15 protein-coding genes and 1 pseudogene are annotated in these 12795 nt (G+C 36.1%); 14 read left to right on the top strand and 2 right to left on the bottom strand.

Annotated features, from left to right (window positions below; genetic code table 11):
- From G8761_RS26835 to G8761_RS10105, 13 genes and pseudogenes are all read left to right on the top strand, one after another.
- On the top strand, positions 1-279 hold a 279-nt coding region (locus tag G8761_RS26835; protein ID WP_207789178.1), incomplete at its 5' end, for a hypothetical protein.
- A 303-nt stretch (positions 280-582) separates the two neighbouring features.
- Positions 583-1125 (top strand): signal peptidase I, encoded by a 543-nt coding sequence (gene lepB / locus G8761_RS10165; RefSeq protein WP_166026171.1) that lies wholly within the window; start codon positions 583-585, stop codon positions 1123-1125.
- Between the two features lie 69 nt (positions 1126-1194).
- A complete protein-coding gene (locus G8761_RS10160) occupies positions 1195-1611 on the top strand; it encodes an NUDIX hydrolase (protein ID WP_166026169.1) in 417 nt (138 codons plus the stop codon).
- Positions 1612-1924: 313 nt separating this feature from the next.
- Entirely contained in the window at positions 1925-3439 is a 1515-nt protein-coding gene (locus G8761_RS10155) for an ATP-binding protein (protein ID WP_166026167.1), read from the top strand.
- A 141-nt stretch (positions 3440-3580) separates the two neighbouring features.
- Complete coding sequence (locus tag G8761_RS10150) at positions 3581-4204, top strand: YhbD family protein (RefSeq protein WP_166026164.1); 624 nt, start codon at positions 3581-3583, stop codon at positions 4202-4204.
- 12 nt (positions 4205-4216) lie between these two features.
- Positions 4217-4936 (top strand): polymer-forming cytoskeletal protein, encoded by a 720-nt coding sequence (locus G8761_RS10145; RefSeq protein ID WP_166026162.1) that lies wholly within the window; start codon positions 4217-4219, stop codon positions 4934-4936.
- Positions 4937-4951: 15 nt separating this feature from the next.
- Complete coding sequence (locus G8761_RS10140; RefSeq protein WP_166026160.1) at positions 4952-5674, top strand: cytoplasmic protein; 723 nt, start codon at positions 4952-4954, stop codon at positions 5672-5674.
- A 243-nt stretch (positions 5675-5917) separates the two neighbouring features.
- Complete coding sequence (locus tag G8761_RS10135) at positions 5918-6952, top strand: DUF2332 domain-containing protein (RefSeq protein WP_166026158.1); 1035 nt, start codon at positions 5918-5920, stop codon at positions 6950-6952.
- Between the two features lie 497 nt (positions 6953-7449).
- Complete coding sequence (locus G8761_RS10130) at positions 7450-7740, top strand: DUF5316 domain-containing protein (protein ID WP_166026156.1); 291 nt, start codon at positions 7450-7452, stop codon at positions 7738-7740.
- A 75-nt stretch (positions 7741-7815) separates the two neighbouring features.
- A complete protein-coding gene (locus G8761_RS10125) occupies positions 7816-8067 on the top strand; it encodes a hypothetical protein (RefSeq protein ID WP_166026154.1) in 252 nt (83 codons plus the stop codon).
- Positions 8068-8078: 11 nt separating this feature from the next.
- On the top strand, positions 8079-8216 hold the full coding sequence (locus G8761_RS10120; RefSeq protein ID WP_166026152.1) for a hypothetical protein: 138 nt from the start codon (positions 8079-8081) through the stop codon (positions 8214-8216).
- Positions 8217-8469: 253 nt separating this feature from the next.
- A pseudogene (locus G8761_RS10110) lies at positions 8470-9032 on the top strand (EAL domain-containing protein).
- Positions 9029-9250: a hypothetical protein gene (locus tag G8761_RS10105; RefSeq protein WP_243449962.1), complete on the top strand. Its 222-nt coding sequence runs from the start codon at positions 9029-9031 to the stop codon at positions 9248-9250. The pseudogene G8761_RS10110 and the gene G8761_RS10105 overlap by 4 nt, the downstream one beginning before the upstream one ends.
- Positions 9251-9691: 441 nt before the next feature.
- On the opposite strand, the gene G8761_RS10100 is transcribed toward G8761_RS10105, so the two are convergent.
- A complete protein-coding gene (locus tag G8761_RS10100; protein ID WP_166026148.1) occupies positions 9692-10522 on the bottom strand; it encodes an STAS domain-containing protein in 831 nt (276 codons plus the stop codon).
- 169 nt (positions 10523-10691) lie between these two features.
- Between G8761_RS10100 and G8761_RS10095 the strand changes: the two genes are divergently transcribed.
- A complete protein-coding gene (locus G8761_RS10095; protein ID WP_166026146.1) occupies positions 10692-10901 on the top strand; it encodes a hypothetical protein in 210 nt (69 codons plus the stop codon).
- A gap of 149 nt (positions 10902-11050) precedes the next feature.
- Here the strand turns inward: G8761_RS10095 and G8761_RS10090 are convergent, their stop codons facing one another.
- On the bottom strand, positions 11051-12724 hold the full coding sequence (locus G8761_RS10090) for a ribonuclease J (protein WP_275940694.1): 1674 nt from the start codon (positions 12722-12724) through the stop codon (positions 11051-11053).
- Positions 12725-12795 lie beyond the last annotated feature (71 nt).

The following is a 12795-nucleotide window of genomic DNA, read 5'->3' as shown; positions in this document are numbered from 1 at the left end:
TTATCGTCGTTGAAAACAGTGTTGCCAAGAGTGAATAAAATGACTCTTTCTTTTTACACAATTATATGGACTCAATCCCGTTTTAGGAAGAAATACACGATTTCAAGAAAGAAATGCACGATTCCAAGAAAGAAATGCACGATTCCAAGAAAGAAATGCACGATTCCAAGAAAGAAATGCACGATTTCAAGGAGGAAATGCACGATTCCAAGAATGAAATGCACGATTCCAAAGGGGAAATGCACGGATTTAGGAAGAAATGCATGTTCTACAATCTGACCGCTCAGAGCTATGTCTTTAAACTTGTCAGATTCATAATACAACTATTCACTAGTGAGTATAGAAAGAAATAAATAGTTTTCACCTATTTACAAAATCGAAAACGATCTTAGTGAACAAGGCTGTCGTAAAAACTACTTTTTATCTGACAAAAAAGACAGGCTGTAACCAAGCTTTTTGGTACAGCCTTTTTTTGAATGAGTAAATCATTCTTGTTCTTGTTAAAGAAAAATTTTGGTTGGAAAGGAATTTATTTTACTAGTGAAGAATAGTTGTGGAAAGGAAAAATAAGGGAGTGATTGAATGAATACCAATACTAAAAAAGAACTAAAGAGCTGGGGAAAGTCCCTATTTATTGCCTTAGGTATATCTTTTGTGGTTCGAACCTTTCTTGTTGCACCATATATTGTTGAAGGCGCATCTATGGAGCCAACCCTGCATAACCATGATAAGATTTTTGTAAATAAACTTCATCTAAAAGAGGACTTTAAAAGAGGAGAAATTGGTTTAATTCAAGGGAAAACGGAGAACTACGTAAAAAGAATTATTGGGCTGCCAGGAGATACGATTCTGATGAAAGATGACCAATTGTATGTTAATGGGAATTTAACCGAGGAACCCTATCTTTCTCATAATCGTAAATTAACTGAGCAAATGGGTGGCGGCCGGTTAACAGGTGACTTTGGACCTGTAAATGTACCCAAAAACGAGTTCTTTGTTATGGGGGATAACAGGTTATATAGTATGGACAGCAGAAATGGGCTAGGTTTTATTCCAAGAGATGAAATCGTGGGCCAAAGCGAAATGGTTTATTTCCCTTTTAAAAATGTCAGAAAAACCAATTAAGTCGTTTATATATGCAGCTTTTCCAGCAGGAAGGGGAGTTATTCTCTATTGAAATTAAGGGGTTGAAATATGAAAAATTGGTATGGTGCGGCAGGTGTTTGTATAAACGAAGAAGGAAAATTACTGATGGTTTTACAAGGACAGCCCCATGAGAAAAAAACGTGGTCGATTCCTTCTCGTAGTAAAGAAAAGAACGAAAGATTTAAAGAATGCTGTATCAGAGAGGTGGAGGAGGAAACCGGATATATTGTAGAAGTAGCTGATGAGATAAAGATTAAACATGGACACTATGAAGATATGAATATTACCTTTGAAGTCCATTACTTTGCCGTAAAGGCGATTGGCGGAGAAAGGGTTTTTCAAGATCCGGATCAGTTAATTTATGATATAGCCTGGAAAACACAGGAGGAATTAAGGACCTTGGACCTTTCTTTTCCTGAAGACAGAGAATTTTTAATAAGTTACATGGAAGAAAAGTGTGTATAGTAGGAAAGAGTAGGTTTTATAAACGAGTAAGTTAGAATCAAATTAAAAAACCTTTTATAAATAGGCTATGTAATCGGTGTTGTTGATTATAGGGGAATCAGCGACTCTGCCGGCCGCATAATCCAGTACGCAGTTTATAACATCGTTATTTGACTGCGTTTTTTTCTATTAATAATTGAACTTTAGTCATTTCTGTTAATATTTCTAGTTGATGACTTTTTTATCATTAAGTTAAAATATTAGGAAAAAAGAAGGAGAAAGAGTGAAAATTGTCTAATATAGGTTAAAAAAAGATAACTGAACGAGGGCTAATATGAGTGATCAAATAGAGTATATTGGAAAGAAAATAAAAGAGTTAAACGGAGTCTTTTTTAAACAGTCAATTAATGACAAAAACATTTACAGCATCTTGTTAAATCAAATGGATTCTCTTCGGGTTTCAAAGGAAAACCTCTTTATCTTTATAGGAGAATTTTTAATGAACCAAAATGAAAAAAACAAAAATAATCTGATTACCTTTTCAGATGTTTTGGGTGTTAATTTAATCAATTCCAACGCCACCCTTGATGAATCCATCAATTTAGTTTATTTAACCCGCAAATCCATTATGGACCTGTTGGAGAGAGAAGCAAGAGAAAATAGAATATCAATAAGTGACCTTTTTGATACCATTAAAGTAATTGAATACTTGTACCAGCTGATTTCGAAAACACTAATGAATTTTTACAATGAAGAATTGTCATTTATCAAATTTGCTTTAGATGAATCCAAACAGAATTTACAAATGACACTTAAAGAATTGGCGGACTTGGATAGAGTTTTAAATGAAGCCACCATATTTGCCTTTACAGACCGTGAGGACAGAATTTCATATGTAAATGATAATTTTTGCAATCTATATAAGTATAGCCGGGAAGAACTGATAGGACAAAAACATGATTTTTTCGCTTCCGGATATCATCCTCCTTCTTTTTTTCGTAAAATTTGGCAGGTCATTGAAGCAGGAGAGGTTTGGAAAGGAGAAATCCTAAATCAGGCAAAGGATGGTACAAAATACTGGCTTGATACAACCATTGTTCCCTTTATGGATGCAAATGGAAAGCGCTATAGGCACGTTTCCATTCAGTATGATATAACTGAAAAAAAGAGAACGGAAGATACTTTGCGGAAAACAGAACAGCTTTCGATGATAGGTGAACTGGCTGCCGGAATTGCCCATGAGATACGAAACCCCTTAACAACTATTAAAGGATTTGTGCAGCTTTTAACTGAGGAAGAAAAGGCGCATAAGTACGCAGATACTATCCTTGAAGAAATTGAAAGAATCAACTTTATCGTAAGTGAATTCATGGTATTTGCCAAACCCCATACAATTTACTTTAGTGATTGTGATATAAAAAGTATTTTAAGAAGTGTCATAAAATTCCTTGATCCAGAGGCCCTGCTTAAGAATGTTACAATCGAATATCAGATTCCTGAAGAAGAAGTCATAATTTCTGGAGAAAAAAACCAATTAAAGCAGGTATTTTTAAATTTAATAAAAAATGCTATCGAAGCTATGCCAGAAGGCGGGAAAATTCAGATTTCCATTGAGAAAACATTCCAAAACATTCACGTTACAATCAAAGATAGTGGCGTCGGAATGACAGAAGAACAAGTTAAAAAATTGGGAGAACCATTTTTCACGACAAAACCAACCGGCAATGGGTTGGGGCTGATGGTCAGTCTTAAGATAATCCAAAACCATAAAGGAACGATAAACGTTATAAGTGAGCCAAATCAAGGTACAACATTTATCATTTCATTTGAAAACCTAAAAAATAGATAAAATTTATCCTTTAAATCTTATTTTAAAGGATTTTTTTTGTCCTATGAGTTGCGAATTTACCCTGTTAATAAAATTCTCCAATTTTTCTTTACATGCGTAACACTGTTATGTTACGCTGTTATACAGAAAGGGGTTATGACGATGAGCGAGGAATTAATCTCTAAAAAAGACCTATTAGAATTAGCAGGAATCTCTTACGGACAGCTATACAGGTGGAAGCGGAAAGATCTTATCCCTGAGGAGTGGTTTGTACGAAAATCAACCTTTACAGGCCAGGAAACATTTTTTCCAAAAGAAAAGATTCTGGAAAGAATTATTAAAATCCAGACCATGAAGGAAAATCTTTCTTTGGATGAACTAGCTGACATGTTCTCACCAAATATTAAAAATATGGAATTTGAAAAGGACGAACTTATAAAGCGTAACATTGTTTCGACAACTGTGATGAATTTTTACATGGAAAATGAAAAAGGAGGCCAAAAGTTTAATATTTTAAGAATGCTCGAGATATTTGTTTTAGAAAAGCTTCTTCAATCCGGTGATATAAATTTGGATGAAGCTAAAACGGTACTAGAGGTTTTAAAAGCTAATACTCAGTCCATCCAGCAAAAAAGCTGCGACATACTCATTACCCGTAAACTGGGAGTATCCTCATGTTTCTTGCTGGTGAATGCGGAAGACATTTATGTTGAAAAAGGAACCAAAATAGTTTCTCAGGTTTCACTTATGACTTCCATGGAGGAATTAAAAGCTAAATTATTATAAAGGAGAATATAAATGGATACGAAGGTTAGAGAAGACCTAGAAGTTAATGGATTCGGTGCATCAAATGGCGGGCAATTTAATCATGTTACCCTCAATGGTTTTAGTACAGTAAATAGCGATGTTGATTGCGTTGAGTTTAAAAGTAATGGTTTCGGTACCGTTAACGGGAACGTTAAGTCAGAGCAATTCAAAGTAAATGGTAAAGCCAAATTTAAGGGAACGATTGAAAGCCAATCGCTTTTTATAGATGGGACCGCGAAGATAGACGGAAATCTGCATGCCGAACATGTAAAGATTTCCGGAAAAATATCGGTAGGCGGAAGAATCAAAAGTGATGAAATAAACATTAAAGGAACTCTAACAGTCGAGGAAGATTGTGAGGCGGAAATATTTAGTGCAGAAGCTCAATTTAATATTGGCGGGTTACTAAATGCAGATGAAATTAAGGTTCAGATCTATGGCACCTGTAAGGTAAAGGAGATCGGCGGTCAAATCATAATTGTTAAGCATAAAGGCTCTTTTTTTGATTCTATCATCAAGCCTCTTTTTACAGCACAGCTAGAAACGGACTTAATTGAAGGAGACAAAATTGATCTGGAAAATACTATTGCAAAAGTGGTAAGGGGGAATCAGGTAAGGATCGGACGAAATTGCCAGATTGGTTTAGTTGAGTACAGCGAAGATTTTGAGCAGGATAAAAAAGCAATAGTTAATAAAAGTGTAAAGATTTAAAAGGGGGAAGAGATAATGAAAAATAGCAGTAACCTAATTATTAATGGATCGGGGAGTTATCCTGGAGGGCACTACGAGAAAATAAGCATCAGGGGTGAAGGAAATATCGTAAATGATATTGATTGCTCAATCTTTCGTGTTTATGGAACAAGTGAGGCAAGGGAAAACGTTAAAACTCGTACAGCAAAAATCCTCGGTGAGGCAGAGGTTAAAGGAAATGTCGAAGCAAAAGAAATGCTTGTGATGGGTACCATGACGATTGGCGGCAAAGCGAAATTGGAAAAAATGAGAATTTTTGGCACGTTGGAGGTTGAAGACAGTCTTTATGGTGATACCGCAATTATCAAGGGCGGTATTAAGGTTAAAGGAAATGTAGAGTATGAAAAGTTTGACTCAAGCGGGGGTTTTGAAATTAAGGGACTGCTTTCAGCAGATACTGTAAAAATCGTCATGAGCTACGGTGATAGCTTTGCAGAAGAAATAGGAGGAGGCAAAATAACGGTAAAAAAAGGTTCCTGGCTGATTCCTTTCACCAATATTTCACTTTCAAAACGATCTGGATACCTTGATACAAAAACCATTGAAGGTGATGAGATCTATCTGGAAAATACCAAGGCTGGAATTGTACGTGGAAATAAAGTGGAAATTGGACCGGGTTGCGAAATTGGCCTCGTGGAATATAGAACAGATTTATCCCATGATCCCCGAGCCATTATCAAAACAAAAACGAAGATTTAAGGGGGATAAGGAATGGAAGCAAAGAAAAACAAATTAGGTTTTGTAGTTGCATTGTGTTAAAACAAGAAAATTTAAAATAAAAGCTTATAGACTAATAAACGAAAATAATAAGACATTTCTCAGCAATACCTTCAAATTACTGCCTCCAAGTTAATTAAAATTTTTTCCATATACAAAATTTGGATGAAATTTCATTAAAACTCTGATCTGCAAAATAATTCTCACTCTAATGGGGGAAGCGTAATGCCTTTAAAAAAGGAAGAGATATCCCAAAAGTTTTTAAACTTTGCTGAAAACGAGTGCAAAGGCTCGAGCCATTTATACGAATATTTATCACTAAAAATTGCAAAGGATGAACAAATACTAGATTTATGTACCTACTCAAGAAGCGGACAGCCCGTTCCCAATTTACTTTTTGGAGCGGTGCATTATCTTTTGCTAAAAGGAATGGAACATTATTTAAAAGGTTTCTATCCTAGTATAGATGGGGCTAGGATGCCAGAAGGAGCATTTCCTTACTTTAAAGATTTTTGCTTAAAATACGAGAATGAAATCATTTCGCTTTTACAAACAAAGCTTGTTCAAACAAATGAGGTCCGGAGATGCGCTTACCTTTATCCTGTTTTCTGCTTCATTTTCAAGAAAACGAAAAAGCCACTGGCTATCTTCGAAATTGGAACGAGTGCAGGACTACAGCTTTTATGGGATAAGTATTCATACTCGTATACCAATTATGAAGAAGTTGTTGGCAATAAGAGTTCTAAATTACATCTGGCTTCAGAGTTAAAAGGAGAAAACCTGCCATTTATTAATCAGACTCCTCCGCCTGTAGCTTCAAGAATCGGTTTCGATATAAATGCAGTAGATCTGACCGATGAGAATGAAAGGCTGTGGCTGAAATCATTGATATGGCCAGAGCATAAAGAAAGATTGATGATGTTCGAAAAAGCAGCCAGTTGTTTTCTTGACAATCCGGTCTCTTTAATTGAAGGCGATGGGGTTACGTTATTAAATAAATATGCAGAAAAGGTATCATTGGAAAATACTGTTTGTATCTACCATACTCATGTAGCCAATCAAATGTCAGCAGAGACAAAAGTGTTACTTTTAAATAAAGTTGATTCTATTGGAAAAAAACGGGATGTTTTTCACATCTATAATAACATCCAGGATAAATACCTACATCTTGATTATTATATTAAAGGGGTGATGCATGAACACACCATTGCCGAAACCGATGGCCATGGCAGATGGTTTAGATGGATGGGAACTAACTAATTACTTTTCGTGATAGGGATATAAAGACAGAACTAACAAGGTTTAGAGTTAAGTAAATCAGAAAAAATAAATGAATGAATTGATGAAGGATGTCCTAGTTACCTTGGCAAGTGTTAAAAAGTATGTAGAGATTTTTCAGATAACAATGGAACGTGTAAGAATAATTATAATGCATTTAGAAATTTTTCATGAATGTATCAACGATCCATCTAGGCCCAATGGTTTAAAAACCGAAGTTCCTTCGGTTCCAGAAAGGGTGGAAAAGGTGATGGATTAGGATGGTGAATAAAAGTTATTTAGGACCTCATTTTGGGGTCTTTTTTAAGTGAAATAATACGTATTTTAAATATTTAGTAAATGATATAATAAACTGGAAACATTTTGTATAAAAGTAATTAAAATCAACACTTGGAACTAAATGTGGTCAAAACAACAGACTGTTGTTGGTATCAGACTTATTTAAAGTAATTAAAAAATCATATAAGGATGTGTTGAAGATGAATAAGATATTGATTGGGATATCTATAGTATTGGCAGCTGTTCTTGTATCGGTATTTCTAAGCGATTTTACCTTATTGTATAAAATTACTGGGGCGGTTGCAGGATTGAGTCTCATAATCGGAGCTTTATTTTCGGGCGCATTTGTTGATGGTGATAGGATGGGAAGAAATCTAAATTCTGAATCAGAGGAAGATAGAAACAAAAGATACTTCGTAACGAATTCCATTTTATTAATAGGACTGCCCAGTATTTTAATGGCCGCAATAAGTTATTTTCTAATAAAATAAACAAATAAAACAACTTTTACTTTTTAAATCCGAAGGATATCTAATAGTAGCTAGTGATCAAGGTGGAGGAGTTTGATGGTTAAAGAACATTATGTGTTAATTATTTTTATTGGCGTGATAGCGGGACTTGCAGGTTTTATCATGATTTTTAATAGCGTATCTTTTGGTACTTCATTGGCTGAAACATGGTTAGCAAACAGAGCAGACCCATCACTATATCATGTCATCATTAAAAGTTATATAAATAACTTTTTAGTTGGAGGTGGGGTATTATCTGTTTTTGGTTTATTTCTGATTACCTTCACATCTTGTATATATGAAAAATAAGGGTGGAAATAATGACAAAATTAAAGGAACGAAATGAAAAAAGCCAAATTAATACGGATGATGGATGGAATCGAACCTGGTATGGGAATCCTACTATTGGCGGTATCATTGTTATAGGGGCAATAATCCTTTATGTAATCTTTAAATGAAAACATATCATCAGTCTTCCGTCACCTATTATTGTCGGAAGAACTTTCCCTAAATAGGTATTATTCTTCGTGGCAGGAGCTGTGTGGTTTTAAGAATTGCAAGTGGAATAGTGGGATGTTTATCTTATAAAGAATTAATTTAAAACGTACCTTTAAGGTGCGTTTTTTTATGGGAAAACCCCACCAATTGTTTATTGCTATAGTTTTTTATTAAAAGATTCCCATTTCAGTTAACGTTTCCGCTATACGGTTTATGGACACAGATTTTATTGTGAATATTAAACAATCCATTTTAGCTGCAGAGATTGAACCTAACTGGCTTGAAATTGAAATAACTGAAACTTCTCTTTTGCAAAATGAACAGGTTGTTTCAGAATCACGTGACAAGCTTAAAGAAATAGGGTACATATTTCATTAGATGACTTTAGGCAGGGCTACTCTTCGTTATCCTACCTAAAGAGGTTCAAAAACAAAATAGACACCTTAAAAGTGGACAGGCAATTTATCCAGGATATAACCAGCAGTTCCGAAGATGCCTTAATTGCAGAGACAATTTACCAGCTAGCTCACCAAATGAAGTTAAAGGTTGTTGCAGAAGGTGTGGAAACGAGAGAACAATTAATTGTATTGTCCAAATTTAAATATGATCAAATCCAAGGTTATTTATTTAGCAAGCCTTTACCCATACTTGAATTTGAAAGCATTTTGGATAAGGGAAAAATAGATATAAGGATGACTGAAGAAAATATAATGAATTATCAAACAGAAGAGAATATTTCCGTATTCCATTTCCATACCCTTTATGCGCCCAGATGACTATTACGCTTTTTAAAGGAAAAAATATGAATCTTGGCCAAACAGAAGTACTTATTGAGGATATGGGACTGGGTGGACTGAGATTTCTTTCGAATATAAGGCTGACGACCAGCGATGATATCATTCTCCAATTTCAGGCAGAAATGATGGGAGAAACCGTGATTATTAATGGAATTATAGTTTGGGTAAAAGAAATTAGGGATAAGCTTTATCCTTAACAAATTATCACTGCAATTACGGCATCATCCTACAGTAAAAGGATGTCATATGATTACTGCTGATCGATATAATACTTGAAGTCAGAAACCACCAATGGAAATTAAAAATTAGCCAAAGGATTTTCTCCTTTGGCTTTTGTCATCTTTTAGGAAATTGTATACTTTTACCTTGTGGATAACTCCGAACTAGGTTATTGTAATCTAGCTCCAGCGCCCAGCCCCTCGGGTTCATAAGCCAAATCACTTCAGAAATCAGGACAAGAAACGCTTCGGAAGCATCCGCATCGCACGAAGGAAAAGCTTTAAGCTTTTCCGAGGATGACTACGTGATTCGTCTTATGCCTGTTGGAGGCCCACAGGACGTGGGTCAGAAAGGCGGTGCCACAGGACGTGGCGTATTTAGCCTTTCATCATTGAACAGGGCGTTTGCGCCTTTTGTTCTTAGAAGTTTTTTTCATTCCGTCTATATTCTTGCAATGCTTGTTCTAAGGTAGAATAGGTTTGTATGTTTTTAAAATTAATTCCCAGAGCCACCATGGTTTGTGCTATTTCTGGGCGTATCCCGCTTATCACTGCCTTTATACCCAATAATTTTAATGCATCTATTACCTGAAATACTTGGTTGGCCACCATAGTATCTACGATAGGAACCCCGGATAGATCTAAAATAAAATAAGAAATTCCCAATTTAGAACTTTTTTCTAATGATTCCTGCATTAAAAGCTTTGCTCTGTAAGTATCAATTGTTCCGATCAGAGGGAGAACGGCTACCTTTTTCTCCAGCGGAACCACAGGAACAGATAATTCCTCAATTTCCTGGCGGGCTTTTTTCATCATATCATTATGATGCTCAACAAACGCCATACTAAAGCTTTGAGCCGCTTGATCGATAATTTTTTGGAGGATTAACTGAGCTTGATGGTAGGATTGAAAGTCAATGCCATCTTTTTGGGTTACCTCTAAAATCATATTCGACATTTCTTCTCTGTAATAATTAACCTCATCAAGAGCCATGCTGATGGACATTCCAAGTTCAGCACATAAAGCTCCAGAGGTTTGTCCCCACTTTGTAATTTTATTCAAGGCAGTATCTAAATCCTCTAAAAGAATTTCCTCATATAAACCAATGACTTTAACACGTTCTTCTTTCAAAATATCAGAAATAGGGCCAAGCTTATTTGGATATTTCATGCTTTGAACATTTGTAATATATTCGGCCATTTCTACTTTTTTTGTTTCTATTTTTTTCGTTACTTTGCTAAAATTAAACATTTCAACTACACCTTCTCCTTCTAACATATCTATGTACCCGGGAGAGGGATAGGTTAAACCTTTTTCGACAAAATATTTATTTTTAATATTATAATTGGAAGCCTTTTGTTATTGAAGCAAGAGTAGAGTTTCCTCTATAATAAAGAAGTGAAATCGGAGGAATATATCAATGGCAAGCCTACTAGAAAATCTAAAAATAGCACTTGAGGAAACGGCACTGCGTCTTAAGCTATTAGAAGAACGGGGACCTGATGCTATTAAACTCATTTATCCGGATGTGTCCTTGGATGCCCGACAAATATATCACAGCCTTATTGAATCCTTACCACAAGAAATAGATCGTCTGGAGTTCAGAATCAGGAACCTTCAGCAAAAATAAAAGACTTCCCAAAAAGGGAAGTCTTATTTGTTTGGCTGTTGTAAAGTTCATTATTAATATACCCGATGTTGATTGGAGTGGAAAGCACACATCAGAATGAATTATTGCGAAAAGAGACAGGCATTTTATTTCATGCCTGACTCGATTTCTTATATCTCTATGATGATTGGCAGGATCATTGGTTTTCTCTTCGTTTGGGCAAATAAATATTGCCCAACTGACTTTTTAATGTTTTGCTTGATGACATTCCACTGTCGTACATTCTCTGCTCCAAGGTCATTAACGGTTTTCTTTACAAGTCGGTTGATCTCGTTTAAAAGGTTTTCCGAATCCTTCACATATACAAACCCTCTAGTAATGGTATCAGGTCCTTGAATTATTCTTCTATCATTTTTACTTATTGTTAGGACAATGACTACCATGCCGTCCTCCGAAAGCTGCCTGCGGTCACGGAGTACAATTTCTCCGACATCCCCAACACCCATCCCATCAACATACGTGTCTCCGGCCGGAATGCTTCGAGTCTGGCGGGCAGTTCCGTTTTCAATATCAACTACATCACCATTTTTAATAATAAAGGTGTTTCCTTTTTCCACGCCAACGGACTCTGCTAAAAGCTGGTGATGGTGCAGCATCCGATATTCCCCGTGAATCGGAATAAAATACTTAGGCTGCATAAATGTAAGCATCAACTTTAAGTCCTCCTGATAACCATGCCCGGACACATGCATTCCAGTAGTGCTTCCTGATCCATATATCACATTAGCACCGAGGCGGAAAAGATTATCGATGATACGGGAAACACCCTTTTCATTCCCTGGTATTGGGGATGCCGCCAGGATAACTGTGTCCCCTGGATAAATACTTACATCGCGATAGTTTCCGCTTGCAAGGCGGGAGAGCGCAGCCATAGGCTCTCCCTGGCTTCCTGTACATAGAATGGCAACTTTTTCAGGTGGCAGCTTATCGGCTTCACGCCCATCAATCAGCATACCTTCCGGAATATTAATATAACCGCGCTCCATAGCAACACCTACAATATTTACCATACTCCGTCCAAGCAATGCCAGCTTCCGATTGGTTTTTATAGCAGCGTCTACAACCTGCTGTACTCTATTTACATTAGAAGCAAAGGTCGAGACAAAGATTTTCCCTTCAGCCTTCACAAATGCTTCGTATACATGGTCTCCAACCATTTGCTCTGACGGCGTGAGTCCTTTACGCTCAGCATTGGTACTTTCAGATATTAAGGCCAGCACACCTTCTTTGCCAATCTCGGCCATTTTATGAATATCCGAATATTGGTCATTTGCCGGAGTTAAATCAAATTTAAAATCCCCTGTATGAACAACGTTTCCTTCAGGTGTATGGAAAACAATTCCAAGGCAGTCAGGGATACTATGGCTAACTTTGAAAAAAGTAACGTTGATCTGGCCAAGTTCAAGATCTGATTCTGAGTTAATGGTAATTAACTTTGTGTCTCTTGTAAGCTTGTGCTCTTCCAATTTCAGTTCAATTAAACCGAGTGTGAAGCGAGTAGCATAAATAGGAACATTTAATTTTTTTAAAAAGTAAGGAATCCCTCCTATATGATCTTCGTGTCCATGTGTAACAATGAGCGCACGAATTTTATCCTGATTTTCTTCCAGATAAGCAAGGTCCGGAATAATCAAATCAATTCCCAACAGGCTTTCATCCGGGAACTTACCCCCACAGTCAATAATGACAATATCATCGGCATATTGAACCACGTACATATTTTTTCCTATTTCATTAATACCGCCAAGAGCAAAAAACGATAAAGTATTTTCATTGTTACTCAATGTAATACCTCCCAAATCCAAATAGATAGGTTTAGTATCTCTTATGGAAATTATGTTATTCCTTCCATGAC

Source organism: Neobacillus terrae, assembly GCF_011393025.1.
Classification (GTDB): domain Bacteria; phylum Bacillota; class Bacilli; order Bacillales; family Cytobacillaceae; genus Neobacillus_A; species Neobacillus_A terrae.
Note: the sequence above shows the minus strand (reverse complement) of the source record. Positions and strands in the feature narration are given on the sequence as shown.